Here is a 26692-nt window from a genome sequence, read left to right on the forward strand (position 1 = left end):
ATACGTTTGAACGTTGCATAGTTACTTCTCTTATTACTATCTGCATGCAGTTAATAAAAAGGCATTACCATGAGCTGTCCTATAAAGGTTGCCCACGATAATGCCCCATTCACATCGGTTCATTCTTCTTTCAATCTTATTTTTGAAAAGCTTCTTTAGACACTATCTCTTCAACACTTACTTTTCGATCTTCATTTAGAGACAATGTAAGAGCATCTGCAGTAGCAATTGATGCTCTCGCAGCAGTACCGTCCAGTAAAGGAATAAATTCCTCCTCAACCTCTGCCCCCTGCATAATACTATGGAAATACTTCATCTCTTTCTCCATGATTGAATGCAGCCACATTGGTGGTGTTTGATTAGGTTTACCATAGGCAATCGCTTGGTCAGACTTTAGCCCACTATAAATTCTTGTACGATCCTCATCCTCTTCTTTTGATTCATGCAATAAATATCTTTCTTCTTTTTCAGGTGTTTTTAAAACTACTTTTACATCTTGCAAATCGATTAAAATTGCACCTTTTGTTCCTTGGATTTTTACATAATGATCGCTCCATCTAAAAGCAGACCCATATTGTAATGTTGCAAATCGTTTATTTTCAAATTCAAGCGTAATTAATAACATATCATCTTCATCACCGAATTGTTCCCCTTGATGCGCAACATTTCCCCCAACCATTGACACACGTTTAGCTGGACCCATTAAAAACTGAATAAAATCAAGTTCATGAATATGATGATATAAATGGCCACCTGAAAGTTCCCTTTGCTTTTTCCAACTTACTTCTTTTTGTGCTTCTTCCCAGCCATTACGTTCTGCGTGACAGAAAAGAATTTCACCAATTTCACCTTCGTTAATCAATTTTTTAGCTGTACGTACCCCGTTCATAAAATTCATAACATGCCCTGCCATAAATGTAACGCCATTTTGTTTCGTAGCTTCAATCATCTCATTACAATCTTCATAGGATAAGGCAATTGGTTTTTCACAAAATACATGTTTATTATTTTGTGCAGCGCTTAAAACGGGATGCTTATGGAATCCATTAGGGGAAGCTATAATAATCGCATCAATATCTGCTCGTTGGCACAATGCTTCAATATCAGGTTCAACCTCACAATCTAGTTCTTTGGCAACCACTTCAGCATTATTTGGATCATACACCGCTACAATCTTCGCATCTTCTAAACTGTTAAGTATTCTTGCAAGACCTGCTCCAAAATAGCCTGTCCCTACTACTCCATAGTTGATTTGACTCATATTTATTCTCCTCTCTATTTAAACAATTGTTATTTTCCTGCTCCATCGGATAAACCGCCTGCAATCTTATTTTGGATAATCATAAAGAATATAATAGAAGGTAAAATGACAATCACAGATGCGGCCATCATTTCTCCCCAATCCAATACTTCTGAACCTGTTAAGGAATACAATGCCACTGATATTGGCATCTTTTCAGAACTATTAATAAGTAGCAAGGCAAATAAAAACTCATTCCAAGTATTGATAAAGGTATAAATAGCTGTTGCCACTACACCTGGCGCTACGATTGGTAGCACGACTTGCACAAAGGTACGCACTATCCCTGCTCCATCCACCTTTGCTGCTTCCTCTATTTCTAATGGCACGGTTTGAAAGAATCCAATAAGCATCCAAATCGCATAAGGAATTGAAAAGGAAAGATATGTTATGACTAGTCCCGTCCATGTATTTACTAGACCTACAGATACGATAATAATCGAATATGGGACTGCTAAAAGAATAGGCGGGAACATATAAGTCGTGATTAAGATTTTCGTCATTTTCTTTCCTGCCTTCGGAAAGAAACGAACAATGCCATATGCCCCTAATGCGGACACTACGATTGTAATGAATGTAGCTGAAAAAGATACTAATAAGCTGTTTTTTATATTGGTAGTAAACGATAAGTCATTTAACACTCTGAAATAGTAATCAAATGTTATTTTTTCAGGAAAGAACGAGAGTGGATTATTAGCCATTTCCCCTGAGGACTTTACTGACGATAAAATAATCCAAAGTAACGGGAAGACCGACACGATGGCTAATAAAGTCAGATAAATATAATTCATTGTTGTAGATAGTTTGCTTTTCCCTACCATCATCGATCCTCCCTTTCCCATTTATCAAGTAATTTAAAGTACAAGAAACAAATACCAAGTAAAAATAATAATAGAATGACGGTAATGGCAGAAGCGACTCCAAGTTGCTTCATACCCCATCCTGCTTTAAATGCAAAGATTGGCAGTGTTGTTGTAATATCTGAAGGTCCCCCTCCAGTAATTAAGTAGAGGATGTCAAAGTTATTAAAGACCCAAATCGTTCTTAAAACTAATAATAACCCGATAACGACACGAATATGTCTTAGCGTAATATGCCAAAATACTTGAAACGAGGATGCCCCATCCATTTGGGCTGCTTCGTACTGTTCTGATGGTACCGTCTTCAAAGCAGATAAAATATTAACCATAAACAACGGTGCCCCAAACCAAATATTTATTAATACTACAACGATAAAAGCCAAATCTGGATTAGCTAGAAAGTTAATATTTGCGTCTGTTATTCCGAGTTTAGTAAGTAAATTAGGTAAAAATCCGTATACATCGTTTAGAATATATTTCCACGAAAAGGCAATGACGATTGCTGGAAATGCCCACGGAATTATCAATAAAGTTCGATAAAGTCCGGTGAATTTTGGAATTCTATTTAAGGCTAATGCAGCAGTAAAACCAATAAATAATTGCCCTGCTAACGACAAAACTGTCCATTTTATGGAATTCATAAAAGCCCTATAAAAATCTGGATTGGTTAAAACAAATTTAAAGTTTTCTAACCATACAAAGTCATAAAATGGACGGATTAAATTTTTCGAAGTAAAACTAAAATAGATACTCGAAAAGATTGGGTAGATTAATAGTAAAATAACTATTAGTACAGAAGGTAAAACGAACAGCATACCTGTCAAATTAAAAGACTTAAGTTTTTTTTCCATGTCTCGTCTCCTTTCCTGTTATGTAAAGAACTGTGATATCAATTACGCCTCAGTGTAATTGTCTCTAAATTTTATTGAGCCATCGCACACTTTAAGAAGTAGAGGATTTCTATGAAACCAGTTAAAAAACAAACGCTCTCATAATTCATGAGAGCGTCGTAAGTTGTGTATTCCGAGCCCCGCTTATTTACCTAACATCTTAAATAAGTCATTTAATTCCTTTTCGGCCTTTTCAGCAGCTTCGTTTACAGGTACATCTTTAAGAACAATATCCTGGAACATTTTCTCAATAACGCCTTGACTCACGATAATACCTGATTGTAAGGTTGGACCATTCTCCATACCGATTGCAGTCCCTTTATCTACGGCTGCGCTAATAACTTTTACGGCATTATCAAATTTCTGGATTGTCGGATTATTTAAGAATTCTGGGTCCTCAGCAATGTCTTTTAAAGCTGGTAGCATACCTGCTGGTACTGAATGTAAGAACTTAATGTATTCTTCTTTTTCATATAAGCTTTCTACAAATGCCTTAGCAATTTCAGGGTGCTTACTATTTTTCCACACTACAACTGGAATGTTAGAAGTTTCAATTCCGTTTTCTGGATCATTCGCATTTATTTTTGGCATTGGCGCAGCATCAATTTTATCGAGCAACTGCGGAGAATTCGTTTCCACTCCACCGATTTGGAAACCGCTATTAAAGTCAAACGCAGTTTTTCCTTGATAGTATAAATTAGCTTGATCTAATACTTTATAATTGACTGAACCTTCAGGTGATGTAGTTTTATACATATTTATCCAGTAATTAATACCGTCAATTGCGGCTTTACTTGTTAAGTTTGCTTTTCCATCTTTCGTTATTAATGTTTCACCAGCAGAACGAACATAAAAATTTAGGAATCTTGTTGCCATCATGTCGCCAGATCCCATTGGCACTGATAATCCATAAACATCAGGAGCATTATTTAACTTTTTAGCAGTTTCATATAGTTCATCCCATGTTTTTGGAACTTCCAATCCCGCTTCTTCTAATAAATCTTTTCTATACCACATAACTTGCGCATGTGAATACAATGGGATGGAGTAATTATTTTCATCCACTGTTCCTTCTTTTAGTGGGGCTTCATAAAAACGATCTCTACCAATGTTATCAATGACATCATTTAATGGCACAAGTGCATCAACATCAATTAATTCAACAACATGGTTTGGCAATGCTGTACTCACATCTGGAACTTGTCCAGATTGCAAGCCTGTTGTCCATTTCGTATAAAATTCAGGCCACGCAAACGTTTCGATTTTTATTTTTACTTTTTGGTGTTCTTTCATAAATGAATCTGCAGCTGCTTGCATAAATTCTAGTCTTGGCCCTTGTGTGAAGGAATGCCAAACTGTGATTTCACCTTCAAATTCTCCTGAAGAGCTTTGGTTTGTTGTTGCTTCTTTTTCTCCACTGCTACAAGCAGTAGTAATCATCATAGCTAATATGACGAACAGCACTAACAATTTCTTTTTCATTCAAATACCACCCCTTAAATATTTATAGGTATGAAAAGTAATACAAACTAACTTATAACAATGCATGTAAAACGTTAAGCAATTGCTCCATCGATTCTATCCTTCATGACCTCTATGGTATGTAATTCCCTGCTGGAATTTCTTCTCATGGAGCACTTATACTTCCCATAAGAACATGGAACGCACCAATACTTCTTTTATTTTCTATTAACTTCTTAAAAAGCTTTCTAGAAAGATTGGAACAACACAAAAACTGAAATTTCAGATATATCTAGTTAAAGGACTAGCGCGCAAACGCCGTACATTCCTCTGTTGTTAATGCTTCTAGGTGGGCAATTAATGTGCGTTTTCATTCGAGATTCAAACTTTCCATAAATATATTCTCCAATACTCATGCCTACATAATACCCGTGCACCCCATTTTTCGGGTCGTCTTAACAAGCATAAAAAGCTGGAAAAACTTATTTAAATCTCTTTAATGTCATTTTCCCCCTTTCTTTTTTCAATATTTATCTGTTACCGCTTTCAAATGAAATATACCAAATTAAAAATTAATTGTAAATAATTTTCTTTATATTTTAAGTTTTTGAAAAAAAAATCCACCAATAATAATCCGATTTTCATCGCACTTACATAAAGAATATTGTAAGCAACGCATAGGTTCCACCAATCTTTTTCTGTGAATGACAAGTTGATTTCATTAAGGATTTTTTAAAAATGTTAATGTTGAGAATTTTCGGAATATATGTATAATTCACATGTGTACGCATTTCATTTGAGGAAAATATATTCCTACACTTAAAAATGTAGGATAAAATCCTTATTACTCAGTATATTTTAATGCGTTGATTTTGTAAGGAGGTGTTAATATATTCGATTTTGTCGTTTTGCTGTAAAAGAATAAAGCTAGTAACTTAAAGTTGTAAGGCGTAACAACATATCTTTAACACGTACTTGCTTTCGTTTCACAAATTTAGGATTATAGCGCACATGTAAGACAATTTGAATCAACTGAAAACTCTTTTCACAGAAACTCTTAAACAAATATACGAGGGAGGCTTAAATATGAAATATACTTTTAAGGTAATCGGTATCTCTACACTGCTCTTAGGGCTTGGTTTTGGTCAAGTGAGTCCAACTTATGCAAGTGCAGAAACTAATGTTACAAGTAATCAAACACAATACGTTAGTACACCAATTTTTGAAAAGAATAATATAGTGTTAAATAACCAAGGATTAGATGTAACGAATGAACTACAACAAGCTCTTACATCGGAAAGTTCTACAATAATCATTAAGTTTAAGTCCAACAATCAAAATGCATTGCAAGCTTTGTTTGGAATATCAAATAAAGACATTGGCTATAAAAATAATTATTTTGATATTTTTTTACGAAATAATGGTGAATTGGGTGTCGAAGTAAGAGACGCCAATGAAAGTATTAATTATTTGATTGCAAGACCCGCTTCTCTATGGGGAAAAGATGAGAATGGAGAGGTTTCTAACACTGTAGCATTTGTTTCAAACTCACAACAAGGTACGTATACGTTATATGCTAATGGTGAAAAAATTGTTGAAAGTAAAGCTTCAAATTTTAAACCAATTAACAAAATTTCAGGAGCAAATTCCTTTATTTTAGGTGGGGTTAACCGAGAAGGGAAACTAGACTTTAAGTTTAATGGAGAAATAGAATCACTAAAAATATTTAATGAATCGTTATCTAATGACCAACTGATCAATGAAACGACAAATTCCACTACAAACAACTTGATTTTTAAAGCTGGGGATACAACAAAAGCTAATTATTTCAGAATTCCTGCTTTATATACGCTAAGTAATGGAAGAGTTCTTGCAAGTGTAGACGCTAGATACGGAGGGACACATGATTCTAAAAGTAAAATAAATATTGCTACCTCATATAGTGATGATAATGGGGTGACTTGGTCCAATCCCAAACTAGCCTTAAAATTTGATGACTATGCAGAACAAACAATTGATTGGCCTAGGGATGACGTAGGTAAAAATATTCAAATAAGTGGTAGTGCCTCTTTTATTGATTCTGCATTAGTGGAGGATAAACAGAACAATAAGGTAATTTTGATGTCTGATTTTATGCCTGCGGGTATTGGAAATCAGAATGCATTAAAAACGGATTCAGGTTACAAATCAATAAATGGACAGTTCTATCTAAAATTGAAATATGGCTCTGAATCGGCATATAATTATTCCATTCGTGAAAACGGTGTAATTTATAATGATATTTCAAATACACCAACTGAATATAGTGTGGATAGTTACTACAATATAAAAAAGAACCATGAATATTTAAATGTGGAGCAGTACTCTGTCAAGTTTGAAAACGGTAATCTAGTTGAATTCAAAAATGGCAATCAAGTTAAAATGAATATCTTTTACAAAGATTCCTTATTGAAAATTACACCTACGAACTATATAGGCTATACGACAAGTAATAATTCAGGGGAAACTTGGAATGCACCGCTATTATTACCGCCTTTCCTTGGATTAAATTCTAACGCTTCATACTTAAGCCCTGGACAAGGTTTGGTCTTAGCTGACACGAATCGTATTATCTTTTCATCATATGCAAGTAAGCAAATGGTATATATTATTAGCGACGACAATGGGCTAACTTGGACACATAAAACCGCTCCACTGCCGTTTACGAATGCAACTGCCGAAGCACAAATGGTGGAAATTAAACCAGGTGTCATTCAAACATATTTAAGAACGACAACAGGCAAAATAGGATATATGACGAGTTTAGATAGTGGAGATAGTTGGAGTGAAGTGAAATATCTAGACATCGTGGAAAATACCTCTTATGGTACACAACTGTCGATTATTAAATATTCTCAGCTAATAAATGGCAAAGAGGCAGTAATATTAAGTACACCAAATTCCACAAATGGCCGGAGAAATGGACAGTTATGGGTAGGATTCATCAATCAATCTACAAATACAATCGACTGGAATCACAAGTATGATGTCGATTATCCGCAATATGGATATTCATATTCAGCACTAACCGAGTTACCAAATCATGAAATCGGTTTATTGTATGAAAAATATGATGCGTGGTCTAGAAATGAGTTACATTTAAAAAATGTATTGAAGTACACAACTTTAACTATTGATGACATTATGAATTAACTCACCCATTCCGAGCGTTGTATTGCTATTTGATAATGGAGACAAGTTAAGAAAAAAGCATTCGTACAATAATATAGTAGTAGCATATCAAGGGCCTCCAGAAGCCCTTGATATTTTTTTGTAATCTAATTGGTTGCTCCTATTATTTGAATAAGTTTCCCATTATGAGCATCTAACACGACAGTTGGATTTCTATTATCAAATTGGAGCATAATTACCCATTCTTTACGGTTAAACATTAGATTTAACATGCCAGTTTGATTGTGTAATTGTGTATTTATTTGTTCAGCAGTCAGTTCCTTTACATTCACATTCATTTGCGCAGTATAGGTATGTTGAGGAGGATTATTTAAATACATTTCTGCCTTTAAAACTGCATCTTTACTATCTAAAATTGGTGTCTTATAAAAATACAATAGCAATAGTAGCAGGCACATCAAAGTCACAATGTATTTCAATAGCCTATCTCCTTGGTTCTCATATTTTATCAGCGATCGCTTACCTCCAATAGATAATAGTCGAAATTGTCCTCACAACCAGCAATATAATATTCTATTTTGCCTTGCATCTTACCTTTGCTAGTTATCGATGTACAAATTTCTGTTTTAATTCCTTTATCTTGTCCACCGAATGCATCATTAGTGTTATCGTATGAATATTGAATGGTGTCCCCATCATAATGTAAATCCTGAAAAATAGGATCACCTTCGATGGTATAGGATGTCACCCGAATCTTGTCCTCTTGCTGCTTTGATATGCTCTGCAAAAATTGCTCAAAACGCTCTAGGTTGTGAACCTCACTAGGTGTAACCGTAATATCCCCTTTTTTAATGGCATCTGCTGAACTATAGCTACTTTTTGAGCAGCCCATTAAGACAAGCATACTTATGAAAATAAACGTTAAAAACATTACATTTTTCATCATTATTTAGTATATGTCCTTCATCTTTTTTATATATTATACACTAAATTTCCAATATATTGTAAAATTAATATTGTATCCTTGAACCTATTGGAGATGTGATTAAAGTGAAAAAAACTGCCGTATTGTTATACCCGCAATTTAGTGAATATGAATTAAGTGTAGCATTATCAATATTAATGCAAGGGAATAAACCTATTGTGACAGTTGGTTTAAATAAGAATAGCAGCATTAAAGGTGAGTCAGGTTTATCTTGTTTAGCAGATATACAACTTTGCAAAGTCAATTTAGACGAGTTTGATAGTCTGTTATTACCTGGCTGTTTGGACATTATGACATTAGTAGATGCGCAAGAGCTAATCGATTTTATTAGAAAAATGAGTTCTAATGGAGCAATCATTGCTAGTATTTCAAGCTCTCCATACCTTTTAGCTAAGGCTGGTATATTAAAGGGCAAAAATTATACAGTTGGCTTGTCAATTGAAGGTATGCAGCAATTAGGGGTTTTTGACCTAAACTATTACTCTGACGATTTAATCGTCCAGGATGGTCCGATTATTACTGCAAGAGGAAGAGGTTTTATTCAGTTTGGTGTTGCTTTTGGTAAGGCGCTACAGCTTAATTTTGATGAAAATTGGTATCAAGCATAAAAATAAAGGATAGTTCTGTCGCCAAGTTCTTGACGAGAACTATCCTTTTTCTCTAGGCTCTATCCCAACTGCTCTTATTATTTTCAGAAGGCTGCAGGTTTTCACTTTTTGGCTGTATCCAACGATAAATGATTTTCACAAATTGATACATTCCTCAAATACAACAGCTTTCCTTTTTGGAAAATAAACATTACATGCCACGAAATTTCACTGCTCTGTGGCAGTTAAGAGATTTAACTAGCCCTTAATAGGCATACAAATAGACCACTTAGTCTTACATCTCATATGTTAATTATGAACCACAACTTATCAAAACAGGAGGTAATAACATGTTTAATCGTAAGCGTCACCATGGAAGAGGACCACAATGCTGCCCACCACAAACAATGCCAACACAATTTGATCCACCACAATTTTTACCACCAGAGCAATATGTTCGCACAAATTATATCCATACAGTTGTACCACACGTTCAGCCAGCACATATCACAACTGTTAACAAACATATCATTGATCATCAATACTACTTCCCATGCACTGAAAACGTAGTAAACGAGTGCTGTGAAAACCATACACTATGCGGTATGCCACACAATCACTGCCATATGCCACAACACCATATGGGTCACCATAAACATATGGGCATGGGTATGGGGTATTAATTTTTGTGCGATGAGACACTTTTTGTCTCATCGCTTTTCTCATCTATAGGCTGCACTATTCTTTTCCAGCAATCTTCACTTGGTTTCGACCCGCTTGCTTAGCAAGATACAGGGCACCATCTGCTGCTTCAAAAAGGGCTTCTGTCGTACTAGCCATTTTCGGATACTCCGCAACCCCAGCTGATAATGTTACTGGACGTCCACATGGGCTATTCGCATTTGCTAATTGTTGTCTTAAATTTTCGGCTACAGTTGCTGCCTCTTCAACAGACGTATTTGGCAATAAGATAATAAATTCCTCACCACCATACCGACAGCAAATATCGTGTTCCCGTGCTACAGCTTTCATCTTCTTTGCTAAAAATTGCAGTACTTTATCTCCTACTGCATGACCATAGGTATCATTAACGCTCTTGAAATGATCTAAATCAAGTAAAATAATCGAATGCATCATATGTTTTTTCTGCCATTCATATAGCATGGCATCCATTGTGCGTCGATTCGTTACACCAGTTAAAGGATCTGTTGTCGATTGATCTTTAAAATAAGATACTTGCCCCTGCAAAAAGGACAAACTTCGAATAAGGGCACTTTTTAAATAATACGCTTCAAAGTACCAACTGCGTACGGACTTTAACCCTTCTACATTTCGTGAATCTAAACTTTCTTCCGTTAACGTTGCTAACTGTTGCAATGGGCGGGCAATTCGCGCCGCTGTCCATAGTAAAATGATGATTGATAATAGCATAAGAGGGATAGCCTTAATCGCTACATCTTGTACTCGATCGAACGAAGGCTCTAGCGCTACATCTAGCGGTCTTTGGGAAACGACTCCCCACCCTGCTAACGGTACTGCACTATATCCTGCCAGCATCTCTACCCCTTTTGTATTCGTTACTAGCTTTGCGCCATTTTTTCCAGCAACAACTTCTTGAACAGCTTTATTTTTTATGACAACATCGTTAATGCGCGTTGGATCTTGATGGTAAATAATACGTCCATCTGCATCTACTACAAAAACATACGAACCGTCATGGTAATAATGCTCTCCTAATAGCAAGTTAAATACATTCTTTTCCTTTAAATAAATTGTACCTGCTACCATTCCTAAGTATTCTTTGTTCGCTGAAAATATAGGATATGAAATAAAGATAATTAGTCTTCCTGTTATGCCTTCATATGGTTTGGATACAAGAGGGATTCTTTTAGATAATGCCTCTTTCCCCCCTACAGAGGTTAAATACTTACCTTTGACATCTACAGAAGGAGGTGATACAGACAATACTAAACCATCTGCATTGGACACAATGACAGAGTTAAACATATTATTTTGCATTTTTAAACGATCTGTTTCCTGATCCAAGGCAGCCTCGTCGTTCATGATAGATTCTATATTGCCCGCACTATATCCTAAAATTTGAAAGGCTTCTTCTAAGTATGCACTTGCGGTAGTTGCTAATTTTTGTGCATATACACGATTGGTTTCAAGCGAATTTTCCTTGATCGAATCAACATTCATGCGATAGCCACTCCATAAGCTACCGATACTTGTAAGGAAAAATGCTGCCATAGCTAAACCCATTATTAAATGCTTTAGCCTTAATTGTGTTGATTTCATTGTTTTTTATTACTCCTATTTATGTATTTTGGACATCTTATTAATTAAGTTGAAAGACTCACTTTCCACTATCTATTAAAACACAAATTTCATTTTATTTTACAAATTTCTTGTATATATTAAAAGTATTTGTAAAAGAAGTATTGTTAAAGACCTATACCGTAATTGTAAAACTAAACTTTTAATCATTTTTTTGGTTTAAATACGAAACTATAAACTCAATATTTTATTATTTTTAGTAAAATTCTCTAAATTAATGTATATTTTTATGATTATTTAGATATCTCTTTTAAAAGTAGATACGTTACTTGAAACGCAACTATTCTATTATATAGCAACCGAATTTTATGTACGAGATGATAATTCATTACAAAAAAGACTATTCACAATAATTGTAAATAGTCTTTTTCTTATATTTCTTCTTTTCGAACATGCTCAATTAATCTTTCTAAATACTGTATAGAACCTTGTATTCTAAAATTCGCATAGTCGCTAACAAAATCCGCCAGTACTTCTACACCAGGTTTAACTAAATGATGTCTGTCCATTTTAAAAAGATTGTCCCATTTCGAATGCATACCGCTTAACTTTTTTTCTAAAATATGGATGATTTTATCACGATCAACATATTCCATATTCGCTAAACCGATAACCATATCACCTATCGTATTTGCACTTTCAAGAGATTTATAAATCTTTTTTGGCAAGGCATCGCGGCCCTTTTCCGTAATGGAAAACACATGCTTATCTGGTCGATTGTCCTCTTTTATAACTTCTTTCGTCTCAATTAGTCCTTGCTTCGCTAATGATTCAAAATGATAATATAACTTACTTTCCGTTAAACCATTTATCGAATCAAGGGACTGTAATTCTGAGATTTGTTTTTTTAAATTATAAGGATAATTATCTCCTTGCATAAGCTTGCTAAGAATGAAAATTTGAATTGCCATTGTTTCAGCTCCTTAGGCAAATATTAGTTCTATTTTATCAAAACTAACGATTTACTTCATCAGAATTTTAAGCCTTTGATAAATTCTAAAAAAACTACTTCTCCACAGCTACTGGTAGTGGTTTATGAAGTACCCAAACAATAAGAACATTAATGACCATTGCTACAAAACCAACTGTTGTTAATCCTAAAACGAACGGAGCCGCGCTCACACTACCAAAAATACTGTTAAAGTATGCTTGAACAGAATAATACATTGGTGAAATATGACTCATCCATTTATACGGTAAATACATCATATCGCGATTGATTGTTGCACCATTTGCGATTGTTTGGATTAATAGAACTGGAATATTTAAAATCATACCTGCTTCACCAACTAATAAAACGAAAACTGCAGTGAAGTTAAAGCATGCCCAATAGTTTAAAATTTGTTGACCCCAAATTTGGAAGAATGAATCTGCTCCAGATAAATCATTGATTGCAAATGACATTGCTGTTGATACTAAACCAGCTAACATACCGATAAAAATTGATGTTAATTGCATGTAGATAAATAAACGTGTTTTCGTTGCTTTCCCACGACTCGCTTTAAATGCACCTACTAATTGCATCGCACCAATCATAGCCCCAACATAAATTGCCATTGTTAAGAACATTGGTAGCATATTGTTATGCATACCATCTGGCACGTCATTTATTGTAACAATATTTCCTACATAACTATTTTCAATTTGCGCCGCTAGTTCTGCTGCTTGCTCTTTTGGAATATGTAAGTTCATTAAAATTCCTTGAGCTGTTTGTTGTGAAAATTGTGCACTGAGTTGTGCATTAATTTGCATTACGATTTGTTGCATAGAAGATGACACTGCTGTTGCACCAGCTTCATTGATTGAGAAATCAATGCTAGATGATATATCTCCTTTTTGTAAATCAGCTGAAAACGTTTCTGGAATGTGAACAACTAAAGCTAAGTCGTTTTTTTCTAAATCTTTTATAGCCTCTTTATTTGAGATGTCTGTTTGAATATCCTCGAATGGCAGCTGTTCAGTTAAACTATCAGCTATTTGAGCGCCATATTCCCCTTTATCATCATTAATAATGGCAATCGGTAATTGATCTATATTGCCTGGTATTGCTGTGTACCCTGGTAAAAAGATACCCAACATACAGACCGCATATAAGATCCCCATAAAAATAGAGCCTTTTGCACCCTTCGTTTTCAAAAACTCTTTAAACTTCATTTAATTAGTACTCCCCTTCTACAAACCTGTTTTTCCAATTTATAATTTAAACAGAATAGTTTAATTTAAGTAGTTTAATTAAACCGTGAGTGTAATTCTACAAAAATACTATTTACTTTGCAATCAATACATATAGCCTACTAATATTAATTTTTATAATTTGTCTAAAGTGTGAAATAGAATCTCTTTGATAACGTTTACAAGTTCAGACTTAGAAATTTAGGTATTATTTGTAATCAGGGAGCGTATAAAGATATTTATATTTGAACAATAAAAAGCGTTGGACGTATAGCTCCAACGCTTTTTTAGTTTTATTACTATCCCGTCTCATTTTCTGTATGAAAAGAATTATTTCAATTGATTAATAAATTCATTCATATTTCTTTAAAACAATTGCTGCGTTATGACCGCCAAAGCCAAATGAGTTCGATAATCCGGTATTTATATTCACATGACGAGCAACAGATGGTACATAATCTAGATCACATAATGAATCGGGATGTTCTAAGTTGATAGTAGGAGGAATGATTCCTTCCTTTAAGCTCATCGCTAATGCAATTGCCTCCGCTCCACCAGCCGCTCCTAGCATATGACCAAGCATTGATTTATTTGCTGTTACTGGGATTTGATAAGCTTGTTGGCCAAACAACTGCTTAATAGCCATCGTTTCAGAAATGTCCCCTACTTTTGTACTTGTCGCATGAGCACTAATGACATCAATTTCTTCAGGCGATATATTGGCATTTTTTAAAGCTGATCTCATGGCAAGATAGGCTCCCTCGCCTTCTGGATGCGTGGCTACGATATGATGTGCGTCTGAACTTGCACCATAGCCAATTACTTCTGCATATATTTTTGCCCCTCGACATAATGCATGTGATAAAGATTCTAAAATTAAAATGCCAGCCCCTTCTGACATAACAAATCCATCACGGTTGTCATCAAATGGACGGCTAGCCATAGCAGGTTCATCGTTTCTTGTTGATAATGCCGTAGCATTTCCAAAGCTAGCTATCGATAAATCTGTTATCGCAGCCTCTGTTCCACCTGCAAACATAACATCTACTTCACCGTAACGAATTAATCTAAATGCTTCTCCGATAGCTGTATTTCCGATTGCACAAGCTGAAACAGGTGACATGGAAGGACCCATCGCTTTCCACTTAATACTAATTTGAGCTGCAGCAGCATTAGCCATCATGGCAGGTACTAAAGTTGGGCTAACTCTTCGTGGCCCTTTCTGTCTAAGCGCATCAATATTTTCAATGAAAGTTTCAATTCCACCTATACCTGAGCCGACGTATACGCCTAATCTTTCTGCATCTATTTGATTGAGGTCTAAATTGGCATCTTGCCATGCTTGTTCTGCCGCAACTAAGGCAAATTGAGCAAAACGATCTAAACTTCTTGCTTCTTTCTTACCTAACGCTTCCTCTGCTTTGAAATCTTTAATAATACCTGCAATTTTTGTCTTTTGATTTGTAGTATCAAATGTATCAATCATTGATATGCCCGATTGCCCATTCATCAAATTGTTCCAAAATGTTTTAACGTCGTTGCCTAAAGGAGAAACTACTCCCATTCCAGTAATCACAACTCTCTCCATTTTTCATTCCTCCAAATCAATATTATAGTTGTATTTTACATCGTTAATATCCTATTACAAGACACTGTTTATCCTGGTATAATAACTACTAGGAAAAAAATGATACTGAGGTGTTATTAACTTGAATGATAAAAATAGGCTTGAAGCTTTGTCGACATTTTTAAAATCGAAACGTGCCCAAATAAAGCCCGAGTCTATCGGTTTGCCTGCCGGAACGCGGAGAAGAACACCAGGGTTACGCAGAGAAGAAGTTGCCCAATTAGCAGGTGTAAGTACTACTTGGTATACATGGCTAGAGCAAGGAAGAGATATTAAAGTATCTGCAAGTGTGCTTGATTGTATTGCTACTGCTTTGCAATTGAGTAATGATGAAACAGACTACTTATACAACCTTGCATTAGATGTAAAATCTGAAATGACAAATCTAAAAAAGAATTCTTCAGAGCTTAGCCCTGCATTAAAACGAATATTAGCTGAATTAACATTTTGTCCAACGATTATTACGGATCGCCATTGTCATATTGTCGGTTGGAACGCTGCTGCTGCGCATGTTTTTTTAGACTTTGACCAAGTACCATACAATGAAAGAAATTTGATTCGTTTAGTGTTCACTAGAAAAGAATTTAAAGCGTTAGCCGTCAATTGGGAACATTTTGCGAAAGGTTTTCTTGCTATTTTTCGTACCTACTATGGACACTATTTAGGTGATGAATGGTACAACCAATTTATTGAGGACATGAGTCATTCCCATCAAGAATTCCGAGATTTATGGCAAGAAAGTCAAGTGAGTAAGGCGCCAGAAATGATTATCGAGTTCAGACATGCAAAAGCAGGAAAAATGTTGTTTAATCTAACTTCTCTTCAAGTTCAAGGTGATATGGATTTACGTTGCAGTATTTATACACCTGCAGAGGAAACAGAAACAGAGGATAAATTAAAGCGGTTAATGAAGAAGGTATCCGCTGAAAAATAAAACGGATTTGTTGGCAGACCACAGCATTTCTTGGGCATTTGTAACTTCCTAAACTTCATTCAAGAACATTTAAAGTTCTTGTTACTATGATTTTTGAAATTTATTTCTTAATTTGTCTGCAACGCTAACCAACTTTTCCTTTAATTCATCAACCAAAGTGGAGTTTCATTAATTTCTCCGTAATCCAAGGTTTCCAATAATCTGGCATACTTATATAAGTTTGCATTCTTTGGAACTGCGGAAATTGCGCCACTACATCATTTTCTAAAATCATTTTGGTACGATAGCATTTAATGAAAACGAGCGCTGATTCTTGTTACAGAATCGCGCCCGATTGTTGAGTAACAATGAATCATTAATTAAAAGAACTCATATAACCCTTTTACAAAATAATCGTAAACATTATCATCAATTATTTCCCCCTCGTACCCTTCAAAGAAAATTTGTTTATCTATTTCATTCTCAAAGGCATTGGGTTTAGGGCGAATAGCTAATGATATGTCATATCTCGGGTCTCCGTAAGCTCCACCACCCCAATCTATTACGCCTGTAATTAATCCGTTGGAAACTAAAACATTATCAATCGTAAAATCTCCGTGTATGAGCGTTTGGTTATATACTTTCGGTTTAATGGATTTAATTTTTTCTAATAATTCTTCAGTTCCATCCACATTGTGTTTTTTCAAATTTATTTCTGCCTGATATAACATTTGATCTAGCCAAGGTCTTTCACCTATAAGTTCATTAGGACAAGGGGTTGAATGGATTTGCCACAATAGATTTCCAAAGTTAAATATTATTTCTTGTCGTTTTTCCTTACTTTTTTCGTTAAATAAAGCTGTTCTTAGAGTTTCCCCCTCTATAAACTCAATAAGAGCCCAGGATTCCTTCTGCGAATTTTGTTCAATGAATTTCTTAACCTTCGGAATAGGTAATTTTGTTTCATGAGTCAAACAGTTTATAACTTTTACTTCTCGATTTAGCAAAGAACAATTTAATTTTCCCTTTGTTCGCTTGAGTGCATAAAATCCTTGATTATTTTCAATCAATCCAACATTCGAACTATAACCTTGTCGAGGAAATCTCAAAGAATTAATCTTGCTTAGATATTCTTGTATTTCACTTGGAATTTCTTCGGTTTGAATTGGTAGCAATTGAGTACACCCCATCTAGTAAATGATTGTAATATTTCTTATCTACATTTAAATTTTAAACTAACCTGCTTCGTTAGTTTAATTACATTAATACACACTCTAACCTAAATTTTAACATAATTATCCTGAATTTCCTTAACGATGTTATTCAACAAACGGGCCCTTAAATGAAGAAAGACGCATTCCTCCTTACTAAAGAAATGCGCCCGATTGTTGAATAACGAATATTAAATCTTGGTACCATATAGACTCGACATTTAATTACATACAGTTCTCCATAACGAATATAAGCGCAGTTTTCATACTCAGTTTTATATTAAATTAATCTTCCCCTTTAATGAAAACAAGCGCTAATCCTAATTACAAAATATTACTAATAGGGGTAGCACCATGTGTATTTTTAGTCAATTCCAATTAAGTAATTCAACCTAAAATTCTATTCTATATATTTTTTTGTTGCGTAATCACCATAAAAGTAAGTGTCCCAAAAATCACCATATTCAGGAGTGGCAATTATTGTATATTCCCCATTTTCGTCAACTTCAAACAAAACTACACTATTATGTCCCCATCCCCCAAAATGTTTTGAGTCATCTACGAGCATATAGATACTGTATATACCCTTTGCTAATACTTCACTTTTTTGGAAGTCCTCAATTAATTCTTTGGCGTTTGGAATAGGGTGTTTATTTTCATTTATGTCAAATTTAAAATAAAAATTCACCACTCCTAGTTTCGTTGCAAACCTGCCATGCTCATCATCAGGAATATTATTTTTTGGGTCACTTGGTATCAGTGTAGGTAAAAGTTTAGCAGTATCTATCTTTTGTGTCGTTTTAAAATCGTCAAGTAGCTCTTGATAATTAGCTACACCTATCTCAATATTGTCGTAGGGAAATATTGAAACTGGGGCATTTCTTTCTGGTGCATATTCATTAGGGTATTTCACTAAACCATATTTTGTTATTATCTGTTCAACTACTTGAACTACCTTTGGATGTTGCTCAATATATGCACCCTTGAATTGTGAAAGGTAAATATCGTCATGACTTTCTTTTTCTAAAATCTTCAAAGTATCTCTATCAATCATTAGGTACGGATAAGCACGATATGGCTTTTTCATTTCTATATAAGTTTGATGGTCAATCCCTTCAAACCAATTATTACTTGTCCGAATAACAGAAAACTCACCTTGTATTCCATAGTTTGTATCTAAATATTCTTGTATTGGTTGATTCAGATCATCTTTAGAGAAACATCCACTAAGAATTAGGATTGATGTACTTGCTAAGATGACTTGAATCAATCTTTTAATACTCTTCATTATCCAAACTCCATTTCTTGAATTTTAATAATATTATAACATTTTGATTCAACTAAACTGCCATGTTGGCATAAGTACACTTCTTCACAATCTTAACGAAACAATTAATAAAGTCACTTCATAATCTGGCCCTTTAATAGAGGAAGACGCATTCCTTATTAAAGAAACGCGCTCGATTGCGGAAGATCATGATTTAGTACTGCATATCTATTTAAATTGCCATGCTACTTGAACGATTAATAAAATTAGGATGGTAGTTACTAACCCTTTAGCAATTTTTAATGGTATTTTTGAAACGATTTTTAATGCAACTTGTGTACCAATGATAGATCCAGTAGCCATAGCAATTGCATAATCCCATTGTAAAAAACCTGTCTTAAAAAAAATGAAAAATGCCCCAAAACAGCTACCGAAATTCAACACTTTGCTCATTTGTGTTGCCTTTACATAAGTATTTTTAGATTTTATAAAGTATAAAATACTGAATGTTGTTGACCCAGGACCAAATCCACCATCATACATCCCAATCAAGAATGACATCACTTTAGAAGAACGATTATTATTAAGGTTTGTATTATTTGCTTGTAGTTCGCTATACCATTTCTTACTTTTAATAGATACAACGAATGTAAATATGAGCAAACAAATTGCAATTAGATTTAGCCATTTCTCTGGAAGAATTGACGTAACTAGCGCACCAAAGCCTCCTCCGATAATCGAAGAAATAATGTAGGATTTCATTATTTTCATATTCAACTCTTTTGTCTTTAGAAGAACAAATAAACTAGAAAATGATGCGATTCCTGAAGAAAATTTATTTGTTGCGATACTAAAATGAATAGGAATTCCAAGTAATAGCATTGCAGGTAACGTAATTAAGCCCCCGCCTCCTGCAAGTGTCCCTATAAATGAACCTAACATGCCAATGCAAATCAGGATACTGAGAAACGAGATGTTTGTTGTAGAATTGATTTGTAATAATAGAAAAACTCCACCTGCAAATATCATTGAAAGATTAATCAATGTTTTCATTATTTTCCCCTCAACTTTTTATACAAACCATACAACGCTATTATCAATTAATCTAATATATAATTAAGTAATATTCATAAATAATATTTATACAAGGGGGATTTTCATGAATCTACACGCTTTAAGAATATTTAAAACGGTAGCTGAATTTGAAAATGTAACAAAGGCAGCAGAGTATCTATGTTTAAGTCAGCCAGCTGTAACGATACAAATTCGCCATTTAGAAAAAGAGCTTGATGTGACATTGATCCAATCGAAAGGTAGAGGAATTCAATTAACGAAAGTAGGACGCATTCTTGCAAAAGAGGCGGAAAACCTTTTTTCATTAGAAACCTCGATAGAAACAAAAATCGCGAATATAAAAAAACAAGCAGCTGAAACAATTGTCATTGCGTCGACATATTTACCAGCTACAGCTATACTTCCACCATTCATTTCAAAGTATAAAGGTGAAAATGAGCATATTCAATTTGTACTTCAATCAGGAAACACAAAAGACATGATTCATAATTTGCTGAATTATAAGGCAGATATAGGAATTATTGTTACTGAAAATATAGATGAGTCTAATATAGTAAGTAAACCTTGGAAAGATATTGAGTTTTATTTTGTTACTCACCCAAAGCATAAATTAGCAAATAAAGAGGTCACTTTAGATGAACTTGTTCAATACTCATTTGTTATGCGAGAAGAAGGGAGTTCAACAAAAAAACTTTTTCAATCTATTTGTCATACTCAAGGTGTGCCATTTCCTAAAATAGGATTAGTTTTTAATGGATTAACGGAATCGGTTCATGCAGTTCTTTCAGGTTATGGTATTACTTTATCTCCATCTATTGCTGTTGAAAGGTATTTAGATACTAATCAACTGCAGAGGATTTATGTGAAAAACATAGAAATTATACGCCCTGTATATGTATGCACACGATTAAACATGCAGCTAAATACTAGTTCTGAATTGTTTTTAGATTTTCTTTTAAATAACAAACAATAAGTTATCAAACAGCCGTTTGGTAACTTTTCATAAAGAATGTTATTCAACAATATGGCCCTTTAATGCAAATGAGCGCTGATTCTTGTTACAGAATAGCGCCCGTCTCGTTTTACAAGGAAAATGTGTATATAACGATTCTCCCTCAGCTTCTATACCGAAATGCCGTAGTAGATATGCTGTTGAAAATGCTGCACATTCCGTATTTTTTTGTAAATCAATTCGATTATTTTGTTGAATAAGATAATTAGGTGGATAATCTCTTTTGCGTAAAACAAGTATAGGTAATGTCATTAAATATGCATTAATACTAATTGTTATAACAAACCAAAAAATAATTGTTCTAATTATAAACAACATATTGCCTCCCACATTGTTTTCCGTTTGTACTAAAATTACATTTTATGATTAAATTTACTATTTTATTAATTATTTAAAGTATATCATTCCCAAAGTGCCGTTTGGTAACATATCTTAAAAAATCGTTATTCAACAATCTGGCCCGATTGCTGAATAAGTAAAAACCCTACATTTCCATACAAGTTTTTACCAAACTTTATTATAAATTGATCGAACTTAATAATAAATTATCCATCTTTATTAAAGGCTATTTCCAAAAAGATTGTTGCTATTCAAATAACGTGTAGGTAATGGAGGATGGTATCAGCGAAAAGCAACAATCCAGCATTTGTTATGATTGATGGATGAATTTAATCTCTTCAAAAGAACATCCTATGATAAAGAGGTGGGATTAATGGCAATTAGGGTTTTATTATTAATACTATTTATTGGTTTTAATTTTTCAATAGGTGTTTCTGCTGAAGGCCCACTTAAAGCTGCTTTCATACGAGACCACCAACTTTGGATAAAAGAGGGTGATAAGGAACTACAGCTTACGACAGGTCAGTATGTATCCTCTCCAAAGTGGTCAAAAGACGGTCAATTTATTGCCTATTTAGCAGGTAAGGAGGAGGGTGGAAAATCGAATTTATATATTTATGATGTAAAGAAAAAGGAAAGTTATAAGCCGTATCCTATAATTGAGCAAATGAAATAAAATGGTCGCCAACATCCAATCAACTAGCTTACAATTCAGGAGTTGTTCCTGAATAAACAGACTCCGTAAATGTATCAAAGAATTCTTTTGGAGAAGAATTATATTTCTGATTAGCTTCCATATAATCAAGCAATAGTCCAATTGCTTGTACTAACTTCTTATGCCAAGTTCTGCTTTTCCTACGATTCTTTTTTTGATATCTGTGTAATTGTTCAAAAAGCATGGTCTCTCTATTATACTCAACTAGAAGAGTAGGAAAGTCTATGCTCCTTCCTGTATTATCCCTATATGTTTTTGAAGATACCTGAACAAATCTCATATATATCCTCCTATACCTATATTTTGATTATAATGTTATGTATAATACCATAGATATTTATATATAAATACAATAAAAAAGGTACTACATCATTAAAATGTAATACCTTTTTGGTAGTTTGATTATAAATATTTCACCCTAGATAACATAAAGCCCCAACGCTTTTAATTAATACATTTTTAAATATTGGTCGCGTTCCCATTGGTGTACTGTTGTACGGTACATGTCGAACTCGATTTCTTTTGCTTCTTTGAAGTTTGCGTAAATGTGCTCACCTAAAGCAGCTTGAGCCACTTTATCTTGCGCAAGTAATGTTAACGCATCGTCAAGCGCTGGTGGTAAATTGGCAATACCGTTTGCTTTGCGCTCTTCTTCCGTCATTACGTAGATATTGCGGTTAATTGCCGCTGGTGGTGTTAATTGTTGGCGAATACCTTCTAGACCCGCTTCTAAAATAACAGCCATCGCTAAATATGGGTTTGCTGCTGGGTCCACTGAACGTACTTCTACACGAGTTGAAAGTCCGCGTGCAGATGGGATACGAATAAGTGGTGAACGGTTTTGTGCAGACCAAGCAACGTAGCATGGCGCTTCATAACCAGGAACTAATCGTTTATAAGAGTTAACAGTTGGGTTTGTTACTGCTGTGAATCCTTGTACGTGTGCAAGGACACCTGCCATGAATTGCATTGCTGTTTCAGAAAGGCCTAGCTCTGTAGACTCATCAAAGAATGCATTTTCTTTACCTTTAAATAATGACACGTTAAAGTGCATACCAGAGCCAGCTTCACCAAATAACGGTTTTGGCATGAATGTTGCATGTAAGCCGTGTTTACGTGCAATTGTTTTAACAACTAGCTTGAACGTTTGGATATTGTCACATGCTGTAATGGCATCTGCATATTTAAAGTCAATTTCATGTTGGCCAGGTGCTACTTCATGGTGAGAAGCTTCAATTTCAAAGCCCATTTCTTCAAGCTCTAAAACGATATCACGACGACAGTTTTCACCTAAATCAGTAGGTGCTAAGTCGAAATAACCACCGTGGTCGTTTACTTCTAACGTAGGTTCACCTTTTGCATCTAATTTGAATAAGAAGAATTCTGGCTCAGGCCCTAAGTTGAAGCTTGTGAAGCCCATATCTTCCATTTTTTTAAGGATACGTTTTAAATTGTTACGTGGGTCACCAGCGAATGGTTCGCCTTTAGCAGTGTATACGTCACAGATGAAACGTGCTACTTTCCCTTTTTCTGAAGTCCAAGGGAACACTACGAAAGAATCTAAATCAGGATATAAATACATATCTGATTCTTCGATACGCACGAAACCTTCAATTGATGAGCCATCGAACATCATTTTGTTTTCTAATGCTTTGTCTAGTTGACTAACAGGAATTTCAACGTTTTTAATTGTACCTAGTATATCCGTAAATTGTAAACGAATGAAACTAACATTTTTTTCTTCGATTAAACTCTTGATGTCCTCTTTTGTGTATTTACCCACAGTTTTCCACACTCCTATAAATTGTCTAGCTTATATCTTTACCCTACCCTACTAAATAAAAACAGACCAATTGAAAAATACTTGTATTTATTTAATAGAATCGGGATAAATCCCCACGTCGGATAGATGATTTTTGCATGCGCTGTGCTTGACGCATTTCTTCGCGCATAATTTGACGTAATTCTGTGTCAGTTAAATCAGGTTCTTCTGCTGCAACAGGATCTAATTTTTTAGCAAATAATTTTTTAATTTTCGCCATATTCATACCCTGCTCTAAGTAATCTTTTATTTCAAGAAGCGTATCGACGTCATTTAATGAAAACATTCGACGATTACCTTCTGTTCGGTGTGGCTCAATTAAATGGTGTTCTTCATAATAACGAATTTGGCGTGCCGAAAGCTCGGTCAATTGCATCACGATACTCATGGATAATAACGGCATCGTTCGTCTAATTTCACGACTCATTTAAGTCCCCCCAATACCCGCTTATCATATAACGAATAATTTTCACTGTCAATAAAGATGTAAGGTTTCCTAACATGGTTTTTTAATTTTTTTTTGAATTGATGAAAAATTGTTAAAAACTATACAAATTACAGTTTTTTTCTTGTTAATAACTTGTAAGAAACAGTAGATTTCAGTTCCATTCGCTCCTTTTTATACTAATTTTCACTTCAAGGTTCTATACAAAATGTAATTTCCATTCGTACTGAAGTGTCAACCTCCCACTATTACGAGACAAGCCCCATCACAAAACTGTGATAGGGCTTGTCTAACTTCTATTCATTTTCTATTTCCGTATGCTTTGGACCGCGCTACAAATGGCAAATTTCACGTGCTCGTATGTCAACCCACCTTGAATAAATGCTGTATACGGCGGACGAATTGGACCATCCGCTGTAAGTTCAATGCTTGAGCCTTGAATAAATGTACCCGCTGCCATGATCACATCGTCTTCATAGCCTGGCATGTAAGCAGGCTCTGGAGCATAGTGCGCATTTATTGGAGAGTTTGCTTGAATTTCTCGACAGAAAGCAATCATTTGCTCTGCTGTTTTAAATGATACCGATTGAATTAAGTCTGTACGCTCCGCATGATAACTTGGGAAAGTATTCATGCCTATTTCCTCCAGCATTGCTGCTGTGAAAATGGCACCCTTTAATGCTTGACTAACAACATGCGGTGCAAGGAAAAAGCCTTGATAGAAATCACCAAGTGTATTTAATGTTGCACCTGCTTCTGCCCCAATACCTGGTGATGTCATACGATAAGCACATTTTTCTACTAAATCAGCTCGGCCTGCAATATAGCCACCTATTTTTGCTAAGCCACCACCAGGATTTTTAATAAGAGAACCTGCCATTAAATCAGCACCTACTTCTGTAGGTTCCTGTGCCTCCACGAATTCACCATAGCAGTTATCAACAAAAATAACGGCATTTGGAGCCAATTCTCTTACTTTCTCACACATTTCTGCAATTTGTGAGATGGTAAAGGATGGACGAGTTGCATAGCCTTTTGAACGTTGAATAGCTATCATTTTCGTGTTTGGTGTAAGAGCTGCAGCAACTGCAGTCCAATCAATTTCTTTGTTATCAATCAAATCTACATGGCGATAACCAATTTTATAATCCTTCAGCGATCCCGTATCTTTGTCACCACCATCGACAATCGATTGTAGCGTATCATATGGTTGACCTGAAATATAAAGCAATTCATCACCTGGTCGTAGCACACCGAATAGACTAAGCGTAATCGCATGTGTACCAGATATGATTTGCGGACGGACAATCGCTGCCTCTGCTCCAAAAACTTGTGCATAAACACGCTCAAGATTGTCACGACCCTCGTCATCATAGCCATAGCCATTCGATGGATGTAAATGAAAATCGCTTACTTGATGCGCTCTGAATGCGGCAAGTACCTTTTGCTGATTGATGAACGCCATATTCTCTACCTTCGTGTGATAAGGGCGCACCTTTTCTTCTATTTTTTCCGCTAATGTTAACGTCTCTGCTGTTAAATGGGTTGTAAAAGTCATTGTTTTCGTCTCCGTTTCAAATTGTTCTTTCCTATCTTATCAATTTGTTTGCAACCCTGCAAAAATTGCTATTGTGTCTAGCTGTTAAATGCGCTAAGCTAAGGGGCGGACTTACTACAAATTATTCTCGTATAAGGGGGGAAAGTGATGGCTTGGGAAGTTTTTAGCATCATCGGGACAATTGCCTTCGCTATTTCCGGAGCAATAATTGCAATGGAAGAAGAATACGATTTATTCGGTGTATATATACTTGGCATTGTAACTGCTTTTGGTGGAGGTGCCATTCGTAATTTACTGATTGGTCTACCTGTCACAACATTGTGGGGGCAAGATATGATGTTCCAAATTGCGATTGCTGCAATTACTATATTTTTTATTTTTCCGCATCATTTAATACAGCATTGGCATCGTTGGGGCAATTTCACAGATGCTATTGGTTTATCGGCTTTTGCTATACAAGGTGCATTGTACGCTGTCAAACTCAATATGCCCATTAGTGCAGTAATTGTTGCTGCTGTTTTAACTGGTTCAGGAGGTGGTATTGTTCGGGATTTATTAGCTGGACGTAAGCCACTCGTACTACGCGATGAAATTTACGGTGTATGGGCCGCACTTGCAGGTCTTCTTATTGGACTGGAATTACTACCGGGGGATATTTTCTTATATGTATTATTCGGTGTCATTACGGTTTTACGAGTTCTTTCATATATGAAGAAATGGCGTTTGCCTTTACGGAAGTTGAACCGAGCTTAATAGAGGCTTTACCGTTGATGTCCGCTTCGGCGAGTGCTTGCCGCGGGTACAACGTAAAAATGTCATCATATTAGTCGAACTCTTTCTGCTATACCGTTGATGTCCGCTTCGGTGTGCGCTTTCCGCGGGCACGACGTAAGCCGCAACCCTCGCTAACGCGCGGTTTGTTGCGTCTTACGCTGCGTGCGTT

At 35.2% G+C, this 26692-nt stretch carries 25 protein-coding genes; 7 read left to right on the top strand and 18 right to left on the bottom strand.

The features are described 5' to 3' along the window. Nucleotides 1–136 precede the first annotated feature (136 nt). The 4 genes from ACIP9C_RS06680 to ACIP9C_RS06695 all read right to left on the bottom strand — a co-directional run bounded on the left by ACIP9C_RS06680 (nt 137) and on the right by ACIP9C_RS06695 (nt 4532). A complete protein-coding gene (locus ACIP9C_RS06680) occupies nt 137–1261 on the bottom strand; it encodes a Gfo/Idh/MocA family protein (RefSeq protein ID WP_401009369.1) in 1125 nt (374 codons plus the stop codon). Nucleotides 1262–1290: 29 nt separating this feature from the next. Continuing rightward, on the bottom strand, nt 1291–2124 hold the full coding sequence (locus ACIP9C_RS06685) for a carbohydrate ABC transporter permease (RefSeq protein ID WP_401009370.1): 834 nt from the start codon (nt 2122–2124) through the stop codon (nt 1291–1293). After that, on the bottom strand, nt 2121–3011 hold the full coding sequence (locus ACIP9C_RS06690; RefSeq protein ID WP_340825698.1) for a carbohydrate ABC transporter permease: 891 nt from the start codon (nt 3009–3011) through the stop codon (nt 2121–2123). The genes ACIP9C_RS06685 and ACIP9C_RS06690 overlap by 4 nt, the downstream gene beginning before the upstream one ends. A gap of 183 nt (nt 3012–3194) precedes the next feature. Next, nucleotides 3195–4532, bottom strand: coding sequence for an ABC transporter substrate-binding protein (locus ACIP9C_RS06695; RefSeq protein WP_401009371.1), 1338 nt, complete (start codon nt 4530–4532; stop codon nt 3195–3197). A 1065-nt stretch (nt 4533–5597) separates the two neighbouring features. Here ACIP9C_RS06695 and ACIP9C_RS06700 point away from each other — a divergent pair. Then, nucleotides 5598–7703 (top strand): sialidase domain-containing protein, encoded by a 2106-nt coding sequence (locus ACIP9C_RS06700; RefSeq protein WP_401009372.1) that lies wholly within the window; start codon nt 5598–5600, stop codon nt 7701–7703. A gap of 125 nt (nt 7704–7828) precedes the next feature. Here ACIP9C_RS06700 and ACIP9C_RS06705 read toward each other — a convergent pair whose 3' ends face one another. Together ACIP9C_RS06705 and ACIP9C_RS06710 are read right to left on the bottom strand one after the other, a co-directional pair. Further along, complete coding sequence (locus tag ACIP9C_RS06705) at nt 7829–8161, bottom strand: hypothetical protein (RefSeq protein ID WP_401009373.1); 333 nt, start codon at nt 8159–8161, stop codon at nt 7829–7831. 29 nt (nt 8162–8190) lie between these two features. Beyond that, the gene (locus ACIP9C_RS06710) at nt 8191–8628 is read right to left on the bottom strand and encodes a DUF4362 domain-containing protein (protein ID WP_401009375.1); all 438 of its coding nucleotides are present in this window, start codon (nt 8626–8628) and stop codon (nt 8191–8193) included. Between the two features lie 104 nt (nt 8629–8732). On the opposite strand from ACIP9C_RS06710, the gene ACIP9C_RS06715 reads away from it, so the two are divergent. Both ACIP9C_RS06715 and ACIP9C_RS06720 read left to right on the top strand, forming a co-directional pair. Beyond that, entirely contained in the window at nt 8733–9275 is a 543-nt protein-coding gene (locus ACIP9C_RS06715; RefSeq protein ID WP_401009377.1) for a DJ-1/PfpI family protein, read from the top strand. 329 nt (nt 9276–9604) lie between these two features. Next, entirely contained in the window at nt 9605–9937 is a 333-nt protein-coding gene (locus tag ACIP9C_RS06720; RefSeq protein WP_173478152.1) for a CotD family spore coat protein, read from the top strand. Nucleotides 9938–9992: 55 nt separating this feature from the next. Here ACIP9C_RS06720 and ACIP9C_RS06725 read toward each other — a convergent pair whose 3' ends face one another. The 4 genes from ACIP9C_RS06725 to fabF form a co-directional block, all read right to left on the bottom strand. After that, nucleotides 9993–11555 carry a sensor domain-containing diguanylate cyclase gene (locus ACIP9C_RS06725; RefSeq protein WP_401009378.1) on the bottom strand — a complete coding sequence of 521 codons (1563 nt, stop codon included), beginning with the start codon at nt 11553–11555 and terminating at the stop codon, nt 9993–9995. A 410-nt stretch (nt 11556–11965) separates the two neighbouring features. Further along, the gene (locus ACIP9C_RS06730; RefSeq protein ID WP_401009380.1) at nt 11966–12505 is read right to left on the bottom strand and encodes a PadR family transcriptional regulator; all 540 of its coding nucleotides are present in this window, start codon (nt 12503–12505) and stop codon (nt 11966–11968) included. A gap of 94 nt (nt 12506–12599) precedes the next feature. Beyond that, complete coding sequence (locus ACIP9C_RS06735) at nt 12600–13748, bottom strand: YhgE/Pip domain-containing protein (protein ID WP_401009381.1); 1149 nt, start codon at nt 13746–13748, stop codon at nt 12600–12602. Nucleotides 13749–14118: 370 nt separating this feature from the next. After that, nucleotides 14119–15354, bottom strand: coding sequence for a beta-ketoacyl-ACP synthase II (gene fabF, locus ACIP9C_RS06740; RefSeq protein WP_401009382.1), 1236 nt, complete (start codon nt 15352–15354; stop codon nt 14119–14121). Between the two features lie 121 nt (nt 15355–15475). On the opposite strand from fabF, the gene ACIP9C_RS06745 reads away from it, so the two are divergent. Then, nucleotides 15476–16327, top strand: a complete 852-nt coding sequence (locus tag ACIP9C_RS06745) for a helix-turn-helix transcriptional regulator (protein ID WP_401009383.1) — start codon at nt 15476–15478, stop codon at nt 16325–16327. A gap of 359 nt (nt 16328–16686) precedes the next feature. On the opposite strand, the gene ACIP9C_RS06750 is transcribed toward ACIP9C_RS06745, so the two are convergent. The 3 genes from ACIP9C_RS06750 to ACIP9C_RS06760 form a co-directional block, all read right to left on the bottom strand. Then, nucleotides 16687–17481: a phosphotransferase family protein gene (locus ACIP9C_RS06750; protein ID WP_401009384.1), complete on the bottom strand. Its 795-nt coding sequence runs from the start codon at nt 17479–17481 to the stop codon at nt 16687–16689. A 436-nt stretch (nt 17482–17917) separates the two neighbouring features. Beyond that, nucleotides 17918–18805 carry a hypothetical protein gene (locus ACIP9C_RS06755; protein ID WP_401009385.1) on the bottom strand — a complete coding sequence of 296 codons (888 nt, stop codon included), beginning with the start codon at nt 18803–18805 and terminating at the stop codon, nt 17918–17920. A gap of 207 nt (nt 18806–19012) precedes the next feature. Beyond that, nucleotides 19013–19837: a sulfite exporter TauE/SafE family protein gene (locus ACIP9C_RS06760; protein WP_401009386.1), complete on the bottom strand. Its 825-nt coding sequence runs from the start codon at nt 19835–19837 to the stop codon at nt 19013–19015. Nucleotides 19838–19943: 106 nt separating this feature from the next. Here ACIP9C_RS06760 and ACIP9C_RS06765 point away from each other — a divergent pair, with 106 nt between their 5' ends. After that, nucleotides 19944–20831 carry a LysR family transcriptional regulator gene (locus tag ACIP9C_RS06765; RefSeq protein WP_401009387.1) on the top strand — a complete coding sequence of 296 codons (888 nt, stop codon included), beginning with the start codon at nt 19944–19946 and terminating at the stop codon, nt 20829–20831. Between the two features lie 39 nt (nt 20832–20870). Here ACIP9C_RS06765 and ACIP9C_RS06770 read toward each other — a convergent pair whose 3' ends face one another. Beyond that, complete coding sequence (locus ACIP9C_RS06770; protein ID WP_401009388.1) at nt 20871–21185, bottom strand: hypothetical protein; 315 nt, start codon at nt 21183–21185, stop codon at nt 20871–20873. 397 nt (nt 21186–21582) lie between these two features. On the opposite strand from ACIP9C_RS06770, the gene ACIP9C_RS06775 reads away from it, so the two are divergent. Next, on the top strand, nt 21583–21885 hold the full coding sequence (locus ACIP9C_RS06775) for a hypothetical protein (protein ID WP_401009389.1): 303 nt from the start codon (nt 21583–21585) through the stop codon (nt 21883–21885). Nucleotides 21886–21913: 28 nt separating this feature from the next. Here ACIP9C_RS06775 and ACIP9C_RS06780 read toward each other — a convergent pair whose 3' ends face one another. The 4 genes from ACIP9C_RS06780 to ACIP9C_RS06795 form a co-directional block, all read right to left on the bottom strand. Further along, nucleotides 21914–22204: a hypothetical protein gene (locus tag ACIP9C_RS06780; RefSeq protein WP_401009390.1), complete on the bottom strand. Its 291-nt coding sequence runs from the start codon at nt 22202–22204 to the stop codon at nt 21914–21916. Nucleotides 22205–22372: 168 nt separating this feature from the next. Then, a complete protein-coding gene (gene glnA, locus ACIP9C_RS06785) occupies nt 22373–23707 on the bottom strand; it encodes a type I glutamate--ammonia ligase (protein WP_401009391.1) in 1335 nt (444 codons plus the stop codon). A 91-nt stretch (nt 23708–23798) separates the two neighbouring features. Beyond that, nucleotides 23799–24173, bottom strand: coding sequence for a MerR family transcriptional regulator (locus ACIP9C_RS06790; RefSeq protein ID WP_340825714.1), 375 nt, complete (start codon nt 24171–24173; stop codon nt 23799–23801). Nucleotides 24174–24498: 325 nt separating this feature from the next. Next, nucleotides 24499–25749, bottom strand: coding sequence for a methionine gamma-lyase family protein (locus ACIP9C_RS06795; protein WP_401009392.1), 1251 nt, complete (start codon nt 25747–25749; stop codon nt 24499–24501). A 147-nt stretch (nt 25750–25896) separates the two neighbouring features. Between ACIP9C_RS06795 and ACIP9C_RS06800 the strand changes: the two genes are divergently transcribed. Next, nucleotides 25897–26502 carry a trimeric intracellular cation channel family protein gene (locus ACIP9C_RS06800; RefSeq protein ID WP_340825716.1) on the top strand — a complete coding sequence of 202 codons (606 nt, stop codon included), beginning with the start codon at nt 25897–25899 and terminating at the stop codon, nt 26500–26502. Nucleotides 26503–26692 lie beyond the last annotated feature (190 nt).

Source organism: Lysinibacillus sp. NPDC093210 (genome assembly GCF_044753985.1).
Classification (GTDB): Bacteria; Bacillota; Bacilli; order Bacillales_A; family Planococcaceae; genus Lysinibacillus.

Coding starts and splice junctions, on each gene's coding strand:
- ACIP9C_RS06695 (WP_401009371.1), bottom strand. CDS start 4,532: ATGAAAAAGAAATTGTTAGTGCTGTTCGTCATATTAGCTATGATGATT.
- ACIP9C_RS06720 (WP_173478152.1), top strand. CDS start 9,605: ATGTTTAATCGTAAGCGTCACCATGGAAGAGGACCACAATGCTGCCCA.
- ACIP9C_RS06760 (WP_401009386.1), bottom strand. CDS start 19,837: ATGAAAACATTGATTAATCTTTCAATGATATTTGCAGGTGGAGTTTTT.
- ACIP9C_RS06800 (WP_340825716.1), top strand. CDS start 25,897: ATGGCTTGGGAAGTTTTTAGCATCATCGGGACAATTGCCTTCGCTATT.
- ACIP9C_RS06780 (WP_401009390.1), bottom strand. CDS start 22,204: ATGAGATTTGTTCAGGTATCTTCAAAAACATATAGGGATAATACAGGA.
- fabF (WP_401009382.1), bottom strand. CDS start 15,354: ATGGAGAGAGTTGTGATTACTGGAATGGGAGTAGTTTCTCCTTTAGGC.
- ACIP9C_RS06790 (WP_340825714.1), bottom strand. CDS start 24,173: ATGAGTCGTGAAATTAGACGAACGATGCCGTTATTATCCATGAGTATC.
- ACIP9C_RS06725 (WP_401009378.1), bottom strand. CDS start 11,555: ATGAAATCAACACAATTAAGGCTAAAGCATTTAATAATGGGTTTAGCT.
- ACIP9C_RS06755 (WP_401009385.1), bottom strand. CDS start 18,805: ATGAAGAGTATTAAAAGATTGATTCAAGTCATCTTAGCAAGTACATCA.
- ACIP9C_RS06795 (WP_401009392.1), bottom strand. CDS start 25,749: ATGACTTTTACAACCCATTTAACAGCAGAGACGTTAACATTAGCGGAA.
- ACIP9C_RS06730 (WP_401009380.1), bottom strand. CDS start 12,505: ATGGCAATTCAAATTTTCATTCTTAGCAAGCTTATGCAAGGAGATAAT.
- ACIP9C_RS06765 (WP_401009387.1), top strand. CDS start 19,944: ATGAATCTACACGCTTTAAGAATATTTAAAACGGTAGCTGAATTTGAA.
- ACIP9C_RS06735 (WP_401009381.1), bottom strand. CDS start 13,748: ATGAAGTTTAAAGAGTTTTTGAAAACGAAGGGTGCAAAAGGCTCTATT.
- ACIP9C_RS06690 (WP_340825698.1), bottom strand. CDS start 3,011: ATGGAAAAAAAACTTAAGTCTTTTAATTTGACAGGTATGCTGTTCGTT.
- ACIP9C_RS06700 (WP_401009372.1), top strand. CDS start 5,598: ATGAAATATACTTTTAAGGTAATCGGTATCTCTACACTGCTCTTAGGG.
- ACIP9C_RS06680 (WP_401009369.1), bottom strand. CDS start 1,261: ATGAGTCAAATCAACTATGGAGTAGTAGGGACAGGCTATTTTGGAGCA.
- ACIP9C_RS06775 (WP_401009389.1), top strand. CDS start 21,583: ATGGCAATTAGGGTTTTATTATTAATACTATTTATTGGTTTTAATTTT.
- ACIP9C_RS06710 (WP_401009375.1), bottom strand. CDS start 8,628: ATGATGAAAAATGTAATGTTTTTAACGTTTATTTTCATAAGTATGCTT.
- ACIP9C_RS06685 (WP_401009370.1), bottom strand. CDS start 2,124: ATGATGGTAGGGAAAAGCAAACTATCTACAACAATGAATTATATTTAT.